The sequence below is a fragment of the Pseudomonas sp. sp1636 genome, assembly GCF_030376615.1.
GTDB lineage: Bacteria > Pseudomonadota > Gammaproteobacteria > Pseudomonadales > Pseudomonadaceae > Aquipseudomonas.
On sequence record NZ_JARRAB010000018.1, the window covers coordinates 88,517 to 109,046 of the forward strand.

At 61.1% G+C, this 20,530-nt stretch carries 17 protein-coding genes; 14 read left to right on the forward strand and 3 right to left on the reverse strand.

The window, feature by feature from the left end; translation table 11 throughout:
* Positions 1-99: 99 nt before the first annotated feature.
* Both P8H27_RS17045 and P8H27_RS17050 read right to left on the reverse strand, forming a co-directional pair.
* Positions 100-1,626: an inactive transglutaminase family protein gene (locus tag P8H27_RS17045; RefSeq protein WP_289638827.1), complete on the reverse strand. Its 1,527-nt coding sequence runs from the start codon at positions 1,624-1,626 to the stop codon at positions 100-102.
* A 5-nt stretch (positions 1,627-1,631) separates the two neighbouring features.
* Positions 1,632-2,180, reverse strand: coding sequence for an ATP-dependent zinc protease (locus P8H27_RS17050; protein WP_289638828.1), 549 nt, complete (start codon positions 2,178-2,180; stop codon positions 1,632-1,634).
* Between the two features lie 301 nt (positions 2,181-2,481).
* Here P8H27_RS17050 and P8H27_RS17055 point away from each other — a divergent pair, with 301 nt between their 5' ends.
* The 6 genes from P8H27_RS17055 to prpD all read left to right on the forward strand — a co-directional run bounded on the left by P8H27_RS17055 (position 2,482) and on the right by prpD (position 10,824).
* The gene (locus P8H27_RS17055) at positions 2,482-3,219 is read left to right on the forward strand and encodes a GntR family transcriptional regulator (RefSeq protein WP_289638830.1); all 738 of its coding nucleotides are present in this window, start codon (positions 2,482-2,484) and stop codon (positions 3,217-3,219) included.
* Positions 3,216-4,112: a methylisocitrate lyase gene (prpB, locus tag P8H27_RS17060; RefSeq protein WP_289638831.1), complete on the forward strand. Its 897-nt coding sequence runs from the start codon at positions 3,216-3,218 to the stop codon at positions 4,110-4,112. The genes P8H27_RS17055 and prpB overlap by 4 nt, the downstream gene beginning before the upstream one ends.
* Positions 4,113-4,186: 74 nt before the next feature.
* Positions 4,187-5,350 (forward strand): 2-methylcitrate synthase, encoded by a 1,164-nt coding sequence (gene prpC / locus P8H27_RS17065; protein WP_289638832.1) that lies wholly within the window; start codon positions 4,187-4,189, stop codon positions 5,348-5,350.
* Positions 5,351-5,364: 14 nt separating this feature from the next.
* A complete protein-coding gene (gene acnD / locus P8H27_RS17070) occupies positions 5,365-7,974 on the forward strand; it encodes a Fe/S-dependent 2-methylisocitrate dehydratase AcnD (RefSeq protein WP_289638855.1) in 2,610 nt (869 codons plus the stop codon).
* 49 nt (positions 7,975-8,023) lie between these two features.
* The gene (gene prpF / locus P8H27_RS17075) at positions 8,024-9,211 is read left to right on the forward strand and encodes a 2-methylaconitate cis-trans isomerase PrpF (protein WP_289638833.1); all 1,188 of its coding nucleotides are present in this window, start codon (positions 8,024-8,026) and stop codon (positions 9,209-9,211) included.
* Positions 9,212-9,339: 128 nt separating this feature from the next.
* Positions 9,340-10,824, forward strand: a complete 1,485-nt coding sequence (gene prpD, locus P8H27_RS17080; protein ID WP_289638834.1) for a 2-methylcitrate dehydratase — start codon at positions 9,340-9,342, stop codon at positions 10,822-10,824.
* A 74-nt stretch (positions 10,825-10,898) separates the two neighbouring features.
* Here the strand turns inward: prpD and P8H27_RS17085 are convergent, their stop codons facing one another.
* Positions 10,899-11,717 (reverse strand): pyruvate, water dikinase regulatory protein, encoded by an 819-nt coding sequence (locus P8H27_RS17085; protein ID WP_289638835.1) that lies wholly within the window; start codon positions 11,715-11,717, stop codon positions 10,899-10,901.
* Between the two features lie 179 nt (positions 11,718-11,896).
* Between P8H27_RS17085 and ppsA the strand changes: the two genes are divergently transcribed.
* From ppsA to P8H27_RS17125, 8 genes are all read left to right on the forward strand, one after another.
* Positions 11,897-14,269, forward strand: coding sequence for a phosphoenolpyruvate synthase (ppsA, locus tag P8H27_RS17090; protein ID WP_289638836.1), 2,373 nt, complete (start codon positions 11,897-11,899; stop codon positions 14,267-14,269).
* A 335-nt stretch (positions 14,270-14,604) separates the two neighbouring features.
* Positions 14,605-15,615, forward strand: a complete 1,011-nt coding sequence (locus P8H27_RS17095; protein WP_289638838.1) for an alpha/beta fold hydrolase — start codon at positions 14,605-14,607, stop codon at positions 15,613-15,615.
* A gap of 397 nt (positions 15,616-16,012) precedes the next feature.
* Positions 16,013-16,501, forward strand: coding sequence for a ribonuclease E activity regulator RraA (gene rraA / locus P8H27_RS17100; RefSeq protein WP_289638839.1), 489 nt, complete (start codon positions 16,013-16,015; stop codon positions 16,499-16,501).
* Positions 16,502-16,527: 26 nt separating this feature from the next.
* Positions 16,528-17,523, forward strand: a complete 996-nt coding sequence (locus P8H27_RS17105) for a zinc transporter ZntB (RefSeq protein ID WP_289638840.1) — start codon at positions 16,528-16,530, stop codon at positions 17,521-17,523.
* A gap of 54 nt (positions 17,524-17,577) precedes the next feature.
* Positions 17,578-17,835, forward strand: coding sequence for a CrfX protein (locus P8H27_RS17110; protein WP_289638841.1), 258 nt, complete (start codon positions 17,578-17,580; stop codon positions 17,833-17,835).
* Between the two features lies 1 nt (position 17,836).
* Entirely contained in the window at positions 17,837-18,661 is an 825-nt protein-coding gene (locus P8H27_RS17115) for a mechanosensitive ion channel domain-containing protein (RefSeq protein ID WP_289638843.1), read from the forward strand.
* A gap of 91 nt (positions 18,662-18,752) precedes the next feature.
* Complete coding sequence (gene sigX / locus P8H27_RS17120) at positions 18,753-19,343, forward strand: RNA polymerase sigma factor SigX (RefSeq protein WP_289638845.1); 591 nt, start codon at positions 18,753-18,755, stop codon at positions 19,341-19,343.
* Positions 19,344-19,447: 104 nt separating this feature from the next.
* Positions 19,448-20,413 carry an OmpA family protein gene (locus P8H27_RS17125; RefSeq protein WP_289638847.1) on the forward strand — a complete coding sequence of 322 codons (966 nt, stop codon included), beginning with the start codon at positions 19,448-19,450 and terminating at the stop codon, positions 20,411-20,413.
* Positions 20,414-20,530 lie beyond the last annotated feature (117 nt).

The window sequence follows — 20,530 nt, forward strand, 5'->3', positions numbered from 1 at the left end:
GTCGTCGTTCTTTTGGAATGACCAATCTTCTCTCCTCCTGCCTTGCCCTGCGAAAAAATGGCCTATGGCGCAGCCATGATTAATCAGCAGGGCAGGTTCCTAATCCTTCAGGAAGGCTTTGAAGCGGAAGAGTTCGGTCAGGCGGTAGCCGCGGTAGCGACCCATCGCCAGCATGAAACCCACCATGATCATCAGCACCGCCGGGAAGGTGAAGACGAAGTAGCTCAGTTCTGGAATGCTCATCAACAAGTGCGCCAGCGTCGCGGCTACCAGGGTGCCGATGGCGACCTTGAAGGCATGGCCGCCGCCGCGCTCTTCCCAGGTGATCGACAGGCGCTCGATGGTCATGGTCAGGATCACCATCGGGAACAGGGCCACCGACAAGCCGCGCTCCAGTCCGAGCTTGTGGCTGAACAGGCTGATCACCGCGATCAGCACCACCACGAAGGTCAGTACCACCGACAGGCGTGGCAGCATCTGCAGTTTCAAATGCTCGAGATAAGAGCGCAGCGACAGGCCCAGGGCCGTGATCACCGTGAACAGGATGATGCCGAAGCCCAGCTGGGTTTCGCGGAAGGCCAGGGCGATCAACACGGGGGTAAAGGTGCCGAGGGTCTGCAAGCCGCCGAGGTTGCGCAGGATCAGAATCACCAGCACGCCAATCGGGATCATCACCATGATCATGAAGGTTTGCTGGGTCTGCAGTGGCAGGCCATACAGCGAGTATTCGAGGAAGTCGGCGTCGGTATTTTCGTCGGTCAGTTTGGCCAGACGAATAGCGTTCATTTCGCTGTTGCTCAGGCTGAAGCTGACTTGCGCTTGTTTGCCGCCTTCGAGGCTGACCAGGTTGTCGTCGCCGATCCACCAGATCAGGCGGTCGCTCGGCAAGCCTTGTTGGCCCGTCTCCGGGCTGAAGTACAGCCATTTTTCGCCATTGAAGCTGCGTAGCCACAGCTCCGGGCTTTGCGGCGCATCGGCAGTCAGGCGAACCGTGTGCACACGCTCCATCGGTACGTGGGCAATGGACAGCAACAGCTCGATGGCGTTGGCTTTATTCGGCGTCGAGGCATCGCCGCCCAACAACAGCTTGATGTTGTCGTCATTGACGTTGTTGACCCGTTTGATGGTCTCGCTAATAAAGGTTTCGACGTCTGCCGAGTGTTGCCGGATCGGTGCGAGCAGGGCGTCGGCGGCAATTTTCTCGGCGCCTTCTACCGGGATGCTGTCGCGGAAAATGGGGCCCTTGGCCTTGGTCTGTTCGCCGCTGTAGCGCTTGGTCAATACCAGGCGGTAGTACAGGGTTTGCTTGCCGCTGGCGCGCCGGGCGGACCAGGTGACTTTGCGATTGCCGTCGGCGCGGTTGATGCTCACGCCGTAGTTGTTGGAGATGAAGCTCTCGTTGAGGCTGACATAGTCCTGGTGCAGGGGCGGCACGAACATCTGCAGCTTGACCGGCTCACGCGGGCTGGCCTGGAACTCGACCCTGGCGTCGATATTCCACAGGTCGTCGGTCTCGTCTTCGGTCAATGGAATGCCGAGAATGAAGATCTGGTAGGCCGTAATCAGAATGCCCAAGCCAACCAACAGCGTGATCAGGATTTTCAGATGCAGGTTAAGAGAGCGCATGGGTATTACTCATTAGGGGTGGCGCCAATGTGTGTGTCAGGGAGGCAGGCAGGTTTCCCTGCTGCGTATTTTTGGCTTGGATCGACCAGTGCGCTGAAGCGTTTGAGCGCTTCGGAGCCGATCAATAACGGGTATTGGAAGGCGCTGCGGTCGGTCAAGTTCACTTCGATCGTGCGCAAGGCTTGGCCCATGCAGACATCCAATTCGATTACCGGACGTGCGGTATAAGTTTTTTCTTCCTCGGGATCATAGTCGCCTGCGCGGCGTTTGATCTTGCTGATTCGCGCCAGCGGACGCTCGATCGGATGGGCGTGGGCATCGTCAATAGCCAGGTAGAAGCTCACCCAGGACTCACCCTCACGCTTGAAACGCTTGATGTCGCGCGCGCTCAAGGATGCGGTCTTGGCGCCAGTATCCAGTTTGGCCGGTACTTGCAGGCCGAGGTTGAACAGCATTGCGTATTCATTCAGGCCGTACACGGCCTTTTCTGCAGCGGCGAGCCCCAGACCAGGTAGCAGCAGGCAAATCAGCAGGGCGAAGGGCTTGAGTCTCATAAGTCCTATTGGTTATAGCGCGGTCGTCGGATAACAAGACTGCGGGCGAGGCGGTAGAGCCGCTACGCCTGGGTTGAACTCTGGCGGGCATGGCGGCAAAGCTCGGCCAGGCGCAAGTGCCGGCATTCTATCACGGGGTTTTTGCTGCTGCGACAGACGCTTATAGGCGTTTACGCAAGAAGAGATGGGCGATCAGAACTTTTTGTTATCGGGAAAACTGTCGACAGTATCGGCTGATTGTTTGACATAATTGCTTTGCAGGAGTACTTTTTAGGCAAATCTAGCAGGATGTGTCGACAATATGTCCGATACCCTTGAGTTGCCCCGTATTGTTCAAGATGACTCGGAAACCTTATCCGAGCACGTGTTCCGCCGCATCCAAGCAGCTATCGTCAAGGGTGAGATTGCTCCTGGCAGCAAGATCTCCGAGCCGGAGCTGGCGCGTACCTATGGCATCAGCCGCGGGCCGTTGCGCGAGGCGATTCACCGCCTGGAGGGCCAGCGTCTGTTGGTGCGCGTGCCCCATGTGGGGGCGCGGGTGGTGTCGCTCGATCATGCCGAGCTGATCGAGTTGTATGAAATTCGCGAATCGCTGGAGGGCATGGCCTGTCGCCTGGCCGCCGAGCGTATGAGCCAGGCGGAAATCGACGACCTGCGCCGGGTGCTCGACCTGCATGAGCAGGATGCGGCCTTCAAGGCGGGCGTCGGCTACTACCAGCAGGAGGGAGATTTCGATTTCCACTACCGGATCATCCAGGGCAGCGGCAACCGCACCTTAGTGCAGATGCTCTGCGGTGAGTTGTATCAGCTGGTGCGCATGTATCGCCTGCAGTTCTCGGTCACGCCGAACCGGCCGCGCCAGGCCTTTGCCGAGCACCACCGCATTCTCGATGCCATTGCCGAACGCGATGGCGAACTCGCTGAATTGCTTATGCGCCGTCACATCGGCGCATCTAAACGCAATATCGAGCGCCACTACACCATGAACATGGGGCAGGGCGTGCCAACCAAGACAGCCAAACCCAGAGGTGAGTCATGAGCCAGCTTTCAATTCCGCGCAGTCCCGGCCAGCGCTTCCGCGATGCCGTTGCCGAAGAACATCCCCTGCAGGTGGTAGGCGCGATCAACGCCAACCATGCCTTGTTGGCCCAGCGTGCCGGGTTCAAGGCCATCTACCTGTCCGGTGGCGGTGTGGCGGCGGGTTCCCTGGGTTTGCCGGATCTGGGCATCACCGGGCTGGACGATGTGCTGACCGACGTGCGCCGGATCACCGATGTGTGCGACCTGCCGCTGCTGGTGGATGTCGATACCGGCTTCGGCAGTTCGGCGTTCAACGTGGCGCGTACGGTCAAGTCGATGATCAAATTCGGCGCCGCGGCGATTCATATCGAAGACCAGGTCGGCGCCAAGCGCTGCGGTCATCGGCCCAACAAGGAGATCGTCACCCTGCAGGAGATGGTCGACCGGATCAAAGCGGCGGTGGATGCGCGCACTGACGACAGCTTCGTGATCATGGCGCGTACCGATGCCCTGGCCGTCGAAGGCCTGAACTCCGCGCTGGATCGTGCCGAGGCCTGCATCGAGGCCGGCGCCGACATGATCTTCCCCGAGGCGATCACCGAACTGGCGATGTACAAGACCTTCGCCGATCGGATCAAGGCGCCGATCCTGGCCAACATCACCGAATTTGGTGCCACTCCGCTGTACACCACCGAAGAGCTGGCCAGTGTCGACGTGTCCCTGGTGCTCTACCCGCTGTCGGCCTTCCGCGCCATGAACAAGGCGGCCGAGAACGTCTACACCGCGCTGCGCCGCGACGGCAGCCAGAAGAACGTGATCGACACCATGCAGACCCGCATGGAGCTCTACGATCGCATCAACTACCACGCCTTCGAGCAGCATCTCGACGCATTGTTCGCCCAGAAGAAGTAACGCCGCCCAGGCCGGCGAGGCCTGCGCAAAACAACAAGCATTACCGAACCGGATTGCATGAGGAGACAGACCCGATGAGCGCTACCCCAGAAACCAGCACCCCGGGCTTCAAGCCGAAGAAGTCGGTGGCCCTGAGTGGCACCACTGCCGGCAACACTGCGCTGTGCACCGTCGGCCGCACGGGCAACGACCTGCACTACCGCGGTTATGACATTCTCGACTTCGCCAACAGCTGTGAGTTTGAAGAGATCGCTCACCTGCTGGTGCATGGCAAGCTGCCCAATGTGGCCGAACTGGCCGGCTACAAGGCCAAACTGAAGGCGCTGCGCGGCCTGCCCGCGGCGCTGAAGACCGCCCTGGAACAGCTGCCGCCGTCCGCCCACCCGATGGACGTGATGCGCACCGGGGTCTCCGTGCTGGGTTGCCTGTCGCCCGAGAAGGACGACCACAACCACCCGGGCGCCCGCGACATTGCCGACAAGCTGATGGCCTCGCTGGGCTCCATGCTGCTGTACTGGTACCACTTCAGCCACAACGGCAAGCGCATCGAGGTGGACACCGACGACGACTCCATCGGCGGCCACTTCCTCCACCTGCTGCACGGCGAGAAGCCGCGCGACAGCTGGGTACGCGCCATGCACTGCTCGCTGATTCTCTACGCCGAGCACGAGTTCAATGCGTCCACCTTTGCCTCGCGCGTGGTGGCCGGCACCGGCTCCGACATGTTTTCCGCGATTGCCGCGGGCATCGGCGCGCTGCGCGGGCCCAAGCACGGCGGCGCCAACGAAGTGGCCTTCGAGATCCAGAAGCGCTACGACAATCCGGAGGAGGCCGAGGCCGATATCCGCGCTCGGGTCGAGAAGAAGGAAGTGGTGATCGGCTTCGGTCATCCGGTCTACACCGTCAGCGATCCGCGCAACAAGGTAATCAAGGAAGTGGCCCGCGAACTCAGCACCGAGCAGGGCAACACTAAGATGTTCGACATCGCCGAGCGTCTGGAGTCGACCATGTGGGACATCAAGAAGATGTTCCCCAACCTCGATTGGTTCAGCGCCGTGAGCTACCACATGATGGGCGTGCCCACCGCCATGTTCACTCCGCTGTTCGTCATCGCCCGCACCTCCGGCTGGTCGAGCCACGTCATCGAACAGCGTATCGACGGCAAGATCATTCGCCCGAGCGCCAACTACGTGGGCCCGGAAGACCTGGCCTTCGTGCCGCTCGCGGAGCGCCCATGACCATGAACAGCATGATGAACAGCCAACATCGTAAGCCGCTGCCCGGCACCCAGCTGGACTACTTCGATACCCGCGAGGCGGTGGATGCCATCGCCCCTGGCGCCTACGCCAAGCTGCCGTACGTCTCCCGAGTACTGGCCGAGCAACTGGTACGCCGTTGTGATCCGGCGCTGTTGACCGCTTCGCTTAAGCAGCTGATCGAGCGCAAGCGTGACCTCGACTTCCCTTGGTACCCGGCCCGCGTGGTGTGCCACGACATTCTCGGTCAGACCGCGCTGGTTGACCTGGCCGGGCTGCGTGATGCCATCGCCGAGCAAGGCGGCGACCCGGCCAAGGTCAACCCGGTGGTGCCGACCCAGCTGATCGTCGACCACTCGCTGGCCGTGGAAGCGCCGGGTTTCGATCCGGATGCCTTCGCCAAGAACCGCGCCATCGAAGACCGGCGCAACGAAGACCGTTTCCACTTTATCGAGTGGACCAAGACCGCGTTCAAGAACGTCGACGTGATTCCGGCCGGCAACGGCATCATGCACCAGATCAACCTGGAGAAAATGAGCCCGGTGATCCAGGCGCGTGGCGGCGTGGCCTTCCCGGATACCTGCGTCGGCACCGACAGCCACACCCCGCACGTGGATGCCTTGGGCGTGATCGCCATCGGCGTCGGTGGCCTGGAAGCGGAAACCGTGATGCTCGGCCGCGCCTCGATGATGCGCCTGCCCGACATCGTCGGCGTCGAGCTGACCGGCAAGCGCCAGCCCGGCATCACCGCCACCGATATCGTCCTGGCCCTGACCGAGTTTCTGCGCCAGCAGCGCGTGGTCGGCGCCTGGGTCGAGTTCTTCGGCGAGGGCGCCAACAGCCTGACCATCGGCGACCGCGCGACCATCTCCAACATGTGCCCGGAATACGGCGCCACCGCCTCGATGTTCTACATCGACCGGCAAACCATCGACTACCTCAAGCTCACCGGTCGCGAGCCGGAGCAGGTGGCGCTGGTCGAGCAGTACGCCAAGACCACCGGTCTGTGGGCCGATGCCCTGGTGGCCGCCGAATACGAGCGGGTGCTGAGCTTCGACCTGTCCACCGTGGTGCGCAACATGGCCGGTCCGTCCAACCCGCATAAGCGTCTGCCGACTTCGGCACTGCACGAGCGCGGTATTGCCGACGAAGCCAAGCTGCAAGCCGGCAAAGCTGAAGAGGCAGAAGGCCTGATGCCCGACGGCGCGGTGATCATCGCCGCCATTACCAGCTGCACCAACACCTCCAACCCGCGCAACGTGGTGGCGGCCGGCCTGCTGGCGAAGAAGGCCAACGCACTGGGTCTGCTGCGCAAGCCCTGGGTCAAGACCTCGTTCGCGCCGGGTTCCAAGGTTGCCAAATTGTATCTGGAGGAGGCCGGCCTGCTGGCCGAGTTGGAGCAGCTCGGCTTCGGCATCGTCGGCTACGCCTGCACCACCTGCAACGGTATGTCCGGCGCGCTGGATCCGGTGATCCAACAGGAAATCATCGACCGCGACCTGTACGCCACCGCTGTGTTGTCCGGCAACCGCAACTTCGACGGCCGTATCCACCCCTATGCCAAGCAGGCTTTCCTCGCTTCGCCGCCGCTGGTGGTGGCGTATGCCATCGCCGGTACCATGCGCTTCGACATCGAGCAGGACGTGCTGGGCCATGACCGGAACGGTGACCCGGTGACGCTCAAGGATCTGTGGCCGAGCGACGAGGAGATCGACGCCATCGTCGCTTCCAGCGTCAAGCCGGAACAGTTCCGCCAGGTTTACATCCCGATGTTCGATCTGGGCACCGTGACCGAAGCCGAGAGCCCGCTGTACGACTGGCGCCCGATGAGCACCTATATTCGCCGTCCGCCGTACTGGGAAGGTGCATTGGCCGGTGAGCGCACGCTCAAGGGCATGCTGCCGTTGGCGGTGCTACCGGACAACATCACCACCGACCATCTGTCGCCGTCCAACGCCATCCTGCTGGATTCGGCAGCCGGTGCCTACCTGCACAAAATGGGCTTGCCGGAGGAGGACTTCAACTCCTACGCCACCCACCGCGGCGACCACTTGACTGCGCAGCGCGCCACCTTCGCCAACCCGCAGTTGGTCAACGAGATGGCGGTGGTCGATGGTCGGGTCAAGAAGGGTTCGCTGGCTCGCGTTGAGCCAGAAGGCCAGGTGATGCGCATGTGGGAGGCTATCGAAACCTACATGCAGCGCAAGCAGAACCTGATCATCGTCGCCGGTGCCGACTACGGTCAGGGCAGCTCGCGTGACTGGGCCGCCAAGGGCGTGCGCCTGGCCGGTGTCGAGGTAATCGCCGCAGAAGGCTTCGAGCGCATCCACCGCACCAACCTGGTCGGCATGGGCGTGCTGCCGCTGGAGTTCAAATCGGGCACCACGCGCCTGACCCTGGGCATCGACGGCACGGAGAGCTATGACGTGATCGGTGAGCGAACCCCGCGTGCCACGCTGACGCTGGTCATCAATCGCCGCAATGGCGAACGCGTCGAAGTGCCGATGACCTGCCGTCTGGACAGCGACGAAGAAGTGCTGATCTACGAAGCCGGCGGCGTGCTGCAGCGCTTCGCCCAGGACTTCCTTGAATCCACCAAGGGCTGACGTACCACCGGGGCGGCAACGCCCCGGTCTTCTTTCAGGAGGATGCTTCATGGCTCATGCAGCCCAGATCAAAGTTCCCGCTACCTATATTCGTGGCGGTACCAGTAAAGGCGTGTTCTTTCGCTTACAAGACCTGCCGCAAAGTTGCCAGGTGCCGGGTGAGGCCCGGGACAGGCTGTTTATGCGCGTGATCGGCAGTCCCGACCCTTATGCCGCGCATATCGACGGCATGGGTGGCGCTACGTCCAGCACCAGCAAATGCGTAATCCTGTCGAAAAGCAGCCAGCCCAATCACGATGTGGATTACCTGTACGGCCAGGTGTCCATCGACAAAGCCTTCGTCGACTGGAGCGGCAATTGCGGCAACCTGTCCACCGCCGCTGGTGCTTTCGCCCTGCATGCGGGCTTGGTCGATCCGGCGCGCATTCCGGACAACGGCGTGTGCGTGGTGCGCATCTGGCAGGCCAATATTCAGAAAACCATCATCGCCCACGTGCCGGTCACCCATGGCCAGGTACAGGAAACCGGCGATTTCGAGCTGGACGGCGTGACCTTCCCGGCCGCAGAAATCGTGCTGGAGTTCCTCGATCCGTCCGATGACGGCGAGGAGGGCGGCTCGATGTTCCCCACTGGCCAGTTGGTCGACGATCTGGAGGTTCCAGGCTTCGGCACCCTTAAGGCGACCATGATCAGTGCCGGTATCCCGACCGTATTCGTCAACGCCGAGGACATCGGTTACCAGGGCACCGAGCTGCGCGAGGAGATCAATGGCGATCCTGCGCAACTGGCGCGCTTCGAGGCCATCCGCGTGGCTGGTGCGTTGCGCATGGGGCTGATCAAAACCGCTGAGGAGGCGCTTACCCGTCAGCACACGCCCAAGATCGCCTTTGTGGCCAAACCGAAGAGCTACAAGGCTTCCAGTGGCAAGCAGATCGAGGCTGGTGAGGTCGACCTGTTGGTGCGCGCGCTGTCGATGGGCAAGCTGCACCACGCCATGATGGGCACCTGCGCGGTGGCCATCGGCACTGCCGCGGCCATTCCCGGCACCCTGGTGAACCTCGCCGCGGGCGGCGGTGCGCGCAGCGCGGTGCGCTTCGGTCACCCCTCCGGCACCCTGCAGGTTGGCGCAGAAGCCGTCCAGGTTAACGGCGAATGGGCGGTGACCAAGGCGATTATGAGCCGCAGTGCCCGGGTGTTGATGGAGGGCTGGGTGCGCGTGCCTGGCGATGCATTTTAAGGGACACTGCCTGTGAAACCTGAATCGCCCCGCCTGCTGGGGCGATCCGCCTAAGCGAGAGAAGGGGCTGGAAGCATCGACAGAAGGTCTGGACTTCTCTCCACTCCGCAGCAGGAGGAGGCACGAAGATGACAGTCACCTTTGATCTGAGTGAACGCCCCGACTACGACCAGGTGATCCAGGATGTCGCCGATTATGTCTTGACCTACAAGGTTGAGTCCGCCGAGGCTCTGGATACCGCGCGCAACTGCCTGATGGACAGCCTCGGTTGCGGTTTGCTGGCGCTGCGTTTTCCCGAATGCACCAAGCACCTCGGCCCGATCGTCGAGGGCACGTCGGTGCCGAACGGGGCGCGCGTACCGGGCACCAGTCTGCGCCTGGATCCGCTCAAGGCCGCCTGGGACATCGGCTGCCTGGTGCGTTGGCTGGACTACAACGACACCTGGCTGGCCGCCGAGTGGGGGCATCCGTCCGACAACCTCGGCGCCATCCTCGCGGTGGCCGATCACCTGTCGCAGCAGCGCGTGGTCCGGGGCGAAACGCAGCTGAACATGCGTGCGGTATTGGACGCGATGATCATGGCCCACGAGATCCAGGGCGTGTTTGCCCTGGACAACTCCTTCAATCGGGTCGGCCTGGATCATGTGCTGTTGGTCAAGCTGGCCTCCTGCGCAGTTACCGCCAAGCTGATGGGCGCCAGCCGCGAGCAGCTGTTGTCGGCTATTTCCCATGTCTTCGTCGACGGCCAGGCGCTGCGCACCTACCGTCACGCACCGAACGCCGGTTCGCGCAAGTCCTGGGCGGCGGGCGACGCCAGCAGCCGTGGTGTGCGCCTGGCCGACATCGCCATGCGCGGCGAGATGGGCATCCCCGGCGCGCTCAGCGCGTCGCAGTGGGGGTTCTACGACGTGCTGTTCAGCCACACCAACAAGGATCTGGCGCTGAAGCCGCTCGAGGCGCGCCAGTTCAGCTTCCCGCAGGGTTTCGGCAGTTACGTGATGGAACAGGTGCTGTTCAAAATCAGTTTCCCGGCCGAGTTCCACGCGCAGACCGCCTGCGAAGCGGCGGTGGTTCTGCACCCGCAGGTCAAGGATCGCCTGCACGAGATCGCCAGGATCGTCATCACCACCCACGAGTCGGCGATCCGCATCATCTCCAAGGTTGGCCCCTTGGCCAATCCGGCCGACCGCGACCACTGCATCCAGTACATGACCGCCGTGCCGCTGGTGTTCGGTAACCTGGTGGCCGAGCACTACGAAGATGATTTTCATGCCGCCAATCCGATCATCGACGAGCTTCGCGAGAAAATGGAAGTCGTCGAGGACGAGCGCTATAGCCGCGAGTACCTGGAAGCCGACAAGCGTTCGATTGCCAACGCTATCCAGGTGTTCTTCAAGGATGGTTCAGCGACCTCGCAGGTCGCGGTCGAGTATCCGCTCGGACACCGTCGTCGTCGCGCCGAGGGCATCCCGCTGCTGGAGGACAAGTTCAAGGCCAGCCTGGCGACCCGCTTCACCACTCAGCGCAGCGCGCAGATTTTCGCCCTGTGCAAGGATCAGGCAGCACTGGAGGCCACGCCGGTGCAGCGCTTCATGGATATGTGGATGATTTGAGCGGTCGGCATCCGGAACGGGTCGAGTGATGCGGGTGACAACCCATCGCCGGACACGATGGGTTGTCATGCGTCCTACTGCAGGCGGCGCTCGACGCCTTTTTCCACCAGGATCTTGGCGGAGATTTCTTCCACGGAAAAATGCGTGGAGTTGATGAAGTTGATGTTCTCGCGACGGAACAGGTTTTCCACCTCGCGTACCTCGAATTCGCACTGGGCGTAGCTGGCGTAGCGGCTGTTGGGCTTGCGTTCATGGCGAATGGCGGTAAGGCGATCCGGGTCGATGGTCAGGCCGAACAGCTTGTCCTTGTACTGCTTCAGCGCAGCCGGGAGTTGCAAGCGCTCCATGTCGTCTTCGGTCAGCGGGTAGTTGGCGGCGCGGATGCCGTATTGCATGGCCATATACAGGCAGGTGGGGGTTTTGCCGCAGCGCGAGACGCCGACCAGGATCAGGTCGGCCGTGTCGTAGTAATGGGTGCGGGCGCCGTCGTCGTTGTCCAGGGCGAAGTTGACCGCCTCGATCCGCTCCATGTAGTTGGAGTTGTGCCCGATGGAGTGGGATTTGCCCACCGAGTAGGACGAATGCGAGCTCAGCTCTTGTTCCAAGGGGGCGAGGAAGGTTGAGAAAATATCGATCATGAAACCGTCGGATTGGGCCAGGATGTCGCGGATTTCCTGGTTGACGATGGTGTCGAAGATGATCGGTCGGACGCCGTCTTTCTCGGCAGCGGCATTGATTTGTTGTACCATTGCGCGCGCTTTTTCCACGCTATCGATGTACGGTCGCGTGAGTTTGGTGAATGCGGTGGTTTCGAACTGTGCCAACAGGCTCTGGCCCAAAGCTTCGGCCGTGATGCCGGTGCCGTCGGAGATGAAGAAAGCGGTTCGTTTCATTTGCGCCATGGGCCTTAAGCTGAGGACGATTCTTGGCTATCATAGGCCCGCTTCTGCAGGCCCGAACTGGTCGGCATTGTTACTTATTTTCCAGGGCCAGGCCACAATCGTGCGGACATGCTCCGCCGAGCTTCCCCCAGCCCCTTGAGCTTTTCCAACACCTTAGTGGAGAGATCACCTTGGTAGAGTACGTAGTTTCCCTCGATAAGCTCGGCAATCACGATGTTGAGCACGTAGGGGGCAAGAACGCCTCCCTGGGCGAGATGATCAGCAACCTTGCCGGTGCCGGTGTCTCGGTGCCCGGTGGTTTCGCCACTACCGCTCAGGCCTACCGCGACTTTCTCGAGCAGAGCGGCCTGAATGCGCAGATCCATGCGGCGCTGGATGCCCTCGACGTCGACGATGTCAATGCCCTGGCCAAGACCGGTGCGCAGATCCGCCAGTGGGTGATGGACGCGCCTTTCCCGCCCGAACTCGATGCGCAGATTCGCACCGCCTTCGCCGCCATGGCCGACGGCAACGAGCATATGGCCGTCGCCGTGCGTTCCTCGGCCACCGCCGAAGACCTGCCGGACGCCTCCTTCGCCGGCCAGCAGGAAACCTTCCTGAACATCCGCGGCGTCGACAACGTGATCCGCGCGGCCAAGGAGGTGTTCGCCTCGTTGTTCAACGACCGCGCCATCTCCTACCGCGTACACCAAGGCTTCGACCACAAACTGGTGGCCCTGTCTGCCGGCGTGCAGCGCATGGTGCGTTCGGAAACCGGCACCGCCGGGGTGATGTTCACCCTGGATACCGAGTCGGGCTTTCGCGATGTGGTGTTCATCACCGGTGCCTATGGCCTCGGCGAAACCGTGGTGCAGGGAGCGGTCAACCCCGACGAGTTCTACGTGCACAAGCAGACCCTCGAGGCCGGGCGCCCGGCGATCCTGCGGCGTAATCTGGGCAGCAAGGCGATCAAGATGATCTACGGCGACGAAGCCAAGGCCGGCAAGTCGGTCAAGGTGGTCGATGTCGAGCGGGCCGAGCGCGCACGCTTCTGTCTGACCGATGCCGAGGTCAGCGAACTGGCCAAGCAGGCCATGATCATCGAGAAGCACTACGGCCGGCCGATGGACATCGAGTGGGCCAAAGACGGCGATGACGGCAAGCTGTATATCGTCCAGGCCCGTCCCGAGACGGTGAAAAGCCGCTCCAATATCAATGTGATGGAACGTTACCTGCTCAAGGAAACCGGCACCGTGCTGGTCGAGGGGCGCGCCATCGGCCAGAAAATCGGCGCCGGCAAGGTGCGGGTGATCAACGACATCGCCGAGATGGACAAGGTGCAGGCCGGCGACGTACTGGTTTCCGACATGACCGATCCGGACTGGGAGCCGGTCATGAAGCGCGCCAGCGCCATCGTCACCAACCGTGGCGGACGCACTTGCCACGCGGCGATTATCGCTCGCGAGCTGGGGATCCCGGCGGTGGTCGGTTGCGGCAATGCCACCCACGTACTGAAAGACGGCCAGGGCGTCACCGTGTCCTGCGCCGAGGGCGACACCGGTTTCATCTTCGAGGGCGAGCTGGGCTTCGACATCCGCAAGAACTCGGTCGACGCCATGCCCGATCTGCCGTTCAAGATCATGATGAACGTCGGCAACCCGGATCGCGCCTTCGACTTCGCCCAGCTGCCGAATGCCGGGGTGGGCCTGGCTCGCCTGGAATTCATCATCAACCGGATGATCGGCGTGCACCCCAAGGCGCTGCTGAATTTCGCCGGCTTGCCGCCGGAAATTAAGGACAGCGTCGAGAAACGCATCGCCGGTTATGCCGACCCTGTCAATTTCTACGTCGAGAAGCTGGTCGAGGGCATCAGCACCCTGGCCGCGGCGTTCTGGCCGAAGAAGGTCATCGTGCGTCTGTCCGACTTCAAGTCCAACGAATACGCCAACCTGATCGGCGGCAAGCTCTACGAGCCGGAAGAAGAGAACCCGATGCTCGGCTTCCGTGGCGCCTCGCGCTACATCAGCGAGTCCTTCCGCGATTGCTTCGAGCTGGAATGCCGGGCGATGAAGAAGGTGCGCAACGAGATGGGCCTGACCAACGTCGAGATCATGGTGCCTTTCGTGCGCACCCTCGGCGAAGCCAGTCAGGTGGTCGATCTGCTGGCCAGCAATGGCCTCAAGCGCGGCGAGAACGGGCTGCGCATCATCATGATGTGCGAACTGCCGTCCAACGCGATTCTGGCCGAGGAGTTCCTCGAGTTCTTCGACGGTTTCTCGATCGGTTCCAACGACCTGACCCAGCTGACCCTGGGCCTGGATCGCGATTCCGGTATCGTTGCGCACCTGTTCGATGAGCGTAATCCGGCGGTCAAGAAGCTGTTGTCCAATGCCATTCAGGCCTGCAACAAGGCCGGCAAGTACATCGGCATCTGTGGCCAGGGTCCGTCCGATCACCCGGACTTGGCCCGCTGGCTGATGGAGCAAGGCATCGAAAGCGTGTCGCTGAACCCCGATTCGGTATTGGACACCTGGTTCTTCCTGGCGGAAGCTCAGCCAGCCTGATTTAGGGTTGACCTTTTGATGCAAGGGCAGGTTGATCCTGCCCTTTTTTGTGTTTAGCACATCCATGTGCTTCACCCCTTCGGGGCTTGCGCGCAAAAATGCTCCCGGCATTTTTGTGTTCAGCACATCCATGTGCCTCACCCCCTCCGGGGCTTGCGCGCAAAAATGCTCCTGGCGTTTTTGTGGCCTGCCATCCCTGGCGACCACCCTTCGGGCCGTCGCTTGCGATGTGAAAAATTGCTCCCGGCAATTTTTTATGGCTGTCATCCGTAGCCGTCACCGTAGAGCGGCGTGAAAAATTGTCCCCAGCAACTCTTTGTACCAGAGCGCAAAAGATGCAAAGCAGCAGTGAGCTTTTCCCCGTCGCCTTGATCGGCGCGGAGTTTCGTGGCGATCTGAGCGAGGATGTCTATCGCCTCAAACCCGGCAACAGCCCGGATTATACGGTCGAGCTGGCGCTGACCCGGCTAGGCATGGCGGATCATCACGGGGCGCGGGGCGTGCCGCTGATCTTGTTGCCCGGCAGTTTCTCCAATCGGCGTTTTTGGTATTCGCCCAAGGGCATCGGTCTTGGCCCTTACCTGGCGCGTGCCGGCTTCGACGTGTGGATCGCCGAAATGCGCGGGCATGGGTTGTCGCCGCGCAACAAGGCGTACCGGCACAATCGCGTCAGTGACTACGTGCGCTACGACTTGCCGGCGATTGCCGACTTCGTCTTCGAGCAGAACCGGCAACCGGCTCACTGGCTGGGGCATTCGCTGGGTGGGATCACCCTGGCCGGTGCGCTTGGTGGGCATTATCTTGATCAGAACCGGGTGGCGTCGGCGGCGTTGTTCGGCAGCCAGATCAGTCGCACCTACTGGCCGCTGAAAGTGCCGCCGGTGGAGTGGGGCGGGCGCTTGTTGCTCAAGCGCTTTTCCGTATTGTCCGGCAGCCGGCTCAAGCGCGGGCCGGAGGACGAGCCGATTGGCCTGGCCCTGGAGGGCCTGCGTTGGCATGGCCTGTTTGGCCGCTTTGGCGATGCCGAGCGCGATTGGTGGGCCGGTTTGGCCGAGGTGCGGGTACCGCTGTTGGCGGTGGCCGCAGCGGGTGACCGGCAGGATCCGCCATGGGCGTGCCGCAAGTTGCTCGAGCAGTTTGGCTCGCCCGTCAGCGAATTTCTCTGTCTGAGCAAGGCAAACGGCTTCGCCAGCGATTTCGACCATGTGCAGATGCTGGTCAGCAACGAGGCGCAACGCGAGGTGTGGCCGCTGGTAGCGCGCTGGCTGGGCAAGGCCCAGGATATCGCCAGTGCAGTCGAAAGAACCGTGCTTGAGCGGGGGGAGGGCGTTCCGCCAGGGCATTGATCCCGCTAATATGTGCGATAGACGTGTGCTCGGTCATTTTCTGCACTTGGCGGCCGTGCGATGTTCGTTGTTCTGGAGCGATCATTAAAGTGGCGTGAGGGGCTCGTCAGGCTTTTCAGGTGCAGGGCCGCAACCTGCTGCTATGGTGGTCGAGGGGTGTGCGCTGGTTCTGGAGAACCGTTGCCTGCAGCCGGGAGCGCCTTGCACAACGTCACCGGCATAGGCCAGCTGTTGCGTTGCGCGGGTCGCGGCTTTGAGTTCGAACTGTCCAGTGGGCGGGCGCTGAGTCTCCCTTGCGTGGGCCTTATGCCGCTTTCGGTGACCTGCAGCGCTGATCGTGCCGGCATCGAGCGGCGAAAACTGATTTTTCAATGTCTAGTTAACCAGGAGCTTTCCCATGCATTACATCACGCCTGATTTGTGTGACGCCTACCCGGAACTGGTTCAGGTCGTCGAGCCGATGTTCAGCAATTTTGGCGGACGCGATTCCTTTGGCGGCGAAATCGTCACCATCAAGTGCTTCGAAGACAATTCGCTGGTCAAGGAGCTGGTCGAACAACCCGGTAAGGGCAAGGTGATGGTGGTCGACGGCGGTGCCTCCATGCGCCGCGCCCTGCTCGGCGACATGCTCGCGGAAAAAGCGGCGAAGAATGGTTGGGAAGGCCTGGTGATCTATGGCTGCGTACGCGATGTCGACGTTCTGGCACAGACCAACCTCGGAGTACAGGCGTTGGCCAGTCATCCGATGAAAACCGACAAGCGCGGTATCGGCGACCGCAATGTAGCCGTGACCTTCGGCGGTGTGACCTTCCGTCCCGGCGAGTATCTGTATGCCGACAACAACGGCATCATCATCGCGCCTACTGCGCTGAAGATGCCGGAGTAAACAGTGCCAGGAACCCGGGGATAGCAATGCGCGAGGACGACAGTACGCAGTGGGGGCTGGTGCATGCGTTTGTCCTGGATGGCGCCGGCGGTGCGCGCTCGATCGCCCAGGGGCAGCTGAGCGGCCTAGAACTGCTCGAGCAGGAAAGTCTGTGGTTGCACTGGGATCGCAGTCATCCGCAGACCCAGCACTGGCTGCGCCACGAAAGCGGCCTGAGCGAGTTCGCCTGCAATTTGCTGCTGGAGGAGAACACCCGGCCGCGTCTGCTGACGCAGCCCGATGACGCGTTGCTGCTGTTTCTCCGCGGGATCAATCTCAATCCGGGTGCGGAGCCGGAGGACATGGTGTCGGTGCGTATCTTCGCGGATGCCCGGCGGATCATTTCCCTGCGCCTGCGCTCGCTGCGTGCGACCGAGGATCTGATCGCCGACCTCGCCGCTGGACGGGGGCCGAAAACTTCGTCAGAACTGATCCTGACCCTGGCGGGTTACTTGACCGACAAGGTCGACGCGTTGGTTGCCGACTTATCCGAGCGGGTCGACGAGCAGGAAGAGCGGGTTGATGCCGATGAGCACGCGGTGCCGGATCATGCCCAGTTGCTGCAAGTGCGACGGCGCGCTGCCAGCCTGCGCCGTTTTCTCGCGCCGCAGAGTGAGATCTACGCGCAGCTGGCGCGCAAGCAGCAGTTCGGGTTCCTCGCCGATGAGCCGGGCTACTGGAACGAGCTGCACAATCGTCTGACCCGCTACCTGGAAGAATTGGAACTCAGTCGCGAACGGGTCAGCCTGCTGCTGGAAGCGGAAAATCGCCGCATGGATCAGCGCATGAACCGCATCATGTACCGCTTCGCCATCATTACCGGGGTTTTCTTGCCGATGAGTTTCCTCACCGGTCTGCTGGGCATCAATGTCGGCGGCATTCCTGGCGCGGAGAACCCCTACGGCTTCCTCATCGCCTGCTTGATCATGCTGGTGGTCGCTCTTGGCCAGTGGTGGTTGCTACGCCGCTTACGCTGGGCCTGATGTGACTTGCCCCGAGTTGGTCTCGTCTAGCCGAGACGTCCAGTGAGGTGCGTCATGCACGATCCCTTTGAAGAATCCCTGCGCGACATGCTCAAGTCCGGCGCGTCCGACCATGACGACGATGCCTGTCTGCACCGCGTATTGAAGACCGCCAACCGCCAAGTCGGCGCCGGCGATCTGTTCGCGCTCATGGGCCATTGGCTGGGAGCGTTGATGATCGCCCTGAATAGCGGCTCGGCTCATGTCGCGCCGGTCACCCGTCGCGACTCTAACGCGTCTACTAATTCCGCTTCTACTAATAAGGCTGACTGAAATGGAACTCGATCCCTGGACTCAAAGCCTGATAGCCGCGATGACTGCGCTCTGGACCAAGGTCGCCGTTTTTATCCCGAACCTGTTCGTGGCCTTGATCCTGGTGCTGCTCGGCTTTGTCGTGGCCAAGCTGCTCGACACCTTGCTGTCGAAGCTGCTCGGCAAGATCGGTCTGGATCGTCTGATGGCGGGAACCGGGCTGACCAAACTGTTGAGCCGCGCCGGCATCCAGGTGCCGGTTTCGACCTTGATCGGCAAGATCATCTACTGGTTCGTGCTGCTGATTTTTCTCGTCTCGGCGGCGGAATCGCTGGGTCTGGAGCGGGTCTCGGCCACGCTCGATGTGCTGGCGTCCTATCTGCCCAAAGTATTTGGTGCCGCACTGGTGCTGGTCGCCGGGGTACTGCTGGCGCAATTGGTCAGCGGCGTGGTGCGCGGTGCCGCCGAGGGCGTAGGCCTGGATTATGCCCATGGCCTGGCCCGTATCGCCCAGGGGTTGGTGATCATCATCAGTATCTCGGTGGCTATCGGCCAGCTGGAGGTCAAGACCGACCTGCTGAACAACGTCATCGCCATCGTGTTGATTTCGGTGGGACTGGCTGCCGCACTGGCGCTGGGCTTGGGTAGCCGGGACATCGCCGGGCAGATTCTGGCCGGAATCTATGTGCGCGAGTTGTACCAGGTTGGGCAACAAGTGCAGATCGGCGAGGTCGAAGGACAGATCGAGGAAATAGGCACGGTCAAGACCATCCTGCTAACCGATGCCGGCGAATTGGTCTCGGTGGCAAATCGCACCCTGCTCGAACAACGGGTGAGCAGTCGCTGACGCGCCAATCCTGCTAATGTATGCCGCCAACCCAACGGCCTGATGAGTCAGGCCTTGGCAGCCCCCGTCCCGACTGTCGGTCTGACTCGTTTTGAATAAAGCCCAACCGATGCCCTTGCGCTATGACCCCCGCGAACTCTCGGATGAAGAGCTGGTGGCGCGTGCGCATGGCGAGCTGTTTCACGTCACGCGTGCTTACGAAGAGCTGATGCGTCGTTACCAACGCACATTATTCAATGTGTGCGCGCGCTATTTGGGAAGCGAACGTGATGCGGATGATGTGTGTCAAGAGGTTATGCTCAAAGTTCTTTATGGCTTGAAGAACTTCGAAGGCAAATCGAAGTTTAAAACTTGGCTATACAGCATTACCTATAACGAATGTATTACCCAATACCGAAAAGAACGGCGCAAGCGCCGTTTGATGGATGCATTAAGTTTGGATCCATTGGAGGAGGCGTCTGACGAAAAGATGCCTAAAGTTGAGGAGCGTGGTGGGCTGGATCGATGGTTGGTGCATGTCAACCCCATCGATCGAGAAATTCTGGTACTGCGTTTTGTCGCCGAGCTGGAGTTTCAAGAGATTGCCGACATCATGCACATGGGCCTGAGCGCCACGAAAATGCGTTATAAGCGTGCGCTCGACCGGTTGCGCGAAAAATTTTCAGGCAATCTTGAAACTTAATTATATAGAGAGCCTCTAAGGCTCGGAGCAATTCTGTTAGAATCGCTCCTTGGTTGTCTTGTTTGTCAGACAACTTACTGGCCACCAATGATGGGGATTTACGGATGAAATTTAAAAACACTTTAGGCGTTGTCATCGGCTCGATGCTCGCTGGTTCTTCCCTCAGCGCGCTGGCGCAGGGTCAAGGCGCGGTTGAAGTGGAGGGTTTTGCCAAGAAGGAAATCTTCGACAGCGCTCGTGACTTCAAGAACAACGGCAATCTGTTCGGTGGCAGCATCGGTTACTACCTGACCGATGACGTTGAATTGCGTCTGGGCTACGACGAAGTGCATAACGCTCGTGGCGAAGACGGTCGTAACATCAAGGGCTCGAATACCGCCCTCGATGCTCTGTACCACTTCAACAATGCAGGCGACGCGCTGCGTCCTTACGTCTCGGCAGGCTTCTCGGATCAGAGCATCGGTCAAACCGGTCGCGGCGGTCGTAACGGCTCCACCTTTGCCAACATCGGCGGCGGTGCCAAGTACTTCATCACCGAGAACCTCTATGCCCGTGCTGGCGTCGAAGCTCAGTACAACATCGACCAGGGCGACACCGAGTGGGCTCCAAGCGTCGGCGTTGGCATGAACTTCGGTGGTGGCAGCAAGCCGGTTGCCCAGGTTGCACAAGCCGCTCCAGAGCCAATGCCTGAGCCGACCCCGGTTGAAGAGCCAGCCCAAGTCGTGCGCGTTGAACTGGACGTGAAATTCGACTTCGACAAGGCTCAAGTCAAAGAAGGAAGCTACGGCGATATCAAAAACCTGGCTGATTTCATGAAGCAGTACCCGCAGACCAGCACCACTGTCGAAGGTCACACTGACTCCGTCGGTACTGATAGCTACAACCAGAAGCTGTCCGAAAAGCGCGCTAGCGCTGTGCGTGAAGTCCTGGTCAACCAGTACGGTGTTGAAGGTCAGCGCGTAAATGCCGCTGGTTACGGCGAAACTCAACCGGTTGCCGATAACGCCACTGACTCGGGTCGTGCCATCAACCGCCGTGTTGAAGCTCAAGTAGAAGCTCAAGTCCAGTAACGGGTCTTAAGCGGCTAGAAGAACCCGGCCTCGGCCGGGTTTTTTATTTTCCAGAAAAAAGGTTCTTCGCGTAGTTTGGGGAAAGTGCCGGTTGACACCGGACTGGCAAATAAGTGT

What these genes read in the sequence shown, in the direction of transcription:
- P8H27_RS17055 (WP_289638830.1), top strand. Translation starts at nt 2,482, where the DNA reads ATGTCCGATACCCTTGAGTTGCCCCGTATTGTTCAAGATGACTCGGAA.
- P8H27_RS17110 (WP_289638841.1), top strand. Translation starts at nt 17,578, where the DNA reads ATGCACGATCCCTTTGAAGAATCCCTGCGCGACATGCTCAAGTCCGGC.
- P8H27_RS17045 (WP_289638827.1), bottom strand. Translation starts at nt 1,626, where the DNA reads ATGCGCTCTCTTAACCTGCATCTGAAAATCCTGATCACGCTGTTGGTT.
- acnD (WP_289638855.1), top strand. Translation starts at nt 5,365, where the DNA reads ATGAACAGCCAACATCGTAAGCCGCTGCCCGGCACCCAGCTGGACTAC.
- prpC (WP_289638832.1), top strand. Translation starts at nt 4,187, where the DNA reads ATGAGCGCTACCCCAGAAACCAGCACCCCGGGCTTCAAGCCGAAGAAG.
- prpD (WP_289638834.1), top strand. Translation starts at nt 9,340, where the DNA reads ATGACAGTCACCTTTGATCTGAGTGAACGCCCCGACTACGACCAGGTG.
- P8H27_RS17115 (WP_289638843.1), top strand. Translation starts at nt 17,837, where the DNA reads ATGGAACTCGATCCCTGGACTCAAAGCCTGATAGCCGCGATGACTGCG.
- P8H27_RS17125 (WP_289638847.1), top strand. Translation starts at nt 19,448, where the DNA reads ATGAAATTTAAAAACACTTTAGGCGTTGTCATCGGCTCGATGCTCGCT.
- prpF (WP_289638833.1), top strand. Translation starts at nt 8,024, where the DNA reads ATGGCTCATGCAGCCCAGATCAAAGTTCCCGCTACCTATATTCGTGGC.
- P8H27_RS17095 (WP_289638838.1), top strand. Translation starts at nt 14,605, where the DNA reads ATGCAAAGCAGCAGTGAGCTTTTCCCCGTCGCCTTGATCGGCGCGGAG.
- P8H27_RS17105 (WP_289638840.1), top strand. Translation starts at nt 16,528, where the DNA reads ATGCGCGAGGACGACAGTACGCAGTGGGGGCTGGTGCATGCGTTTGTC.
- P8H27_RS17085 (WP_289638835.1), bottom strand. Translation starts at nt 11,717, where the DNA reads ATGAAACGAACCGCTTTCTTCATCTCCGACGGCACCGGCATCACGGCC.
- rraA (WP_289638839.1), top strand. Translation starts at nt 16,013, where the DNA reads ATGCATTACATCACGCCTGATTTGTGTGACGCCTACCCGGAACTGGTT.
- prpB (WP_289638831.1), top strand. Translation starts at nt 3,216, where the DNA reads ATGAGCCAGCTTTCAATTCCGCGCAGTCCCGGCCAGCGCTTCCGCGAT.
- P8H27_RS17050 (WP_289638828.1), bottom strand. Translation starts at nt 2,180, where the DNA reads ATGAGACTCAAGCCCTTCGCCCTGCTGATTTGCCTGCTGCTACCTGGT.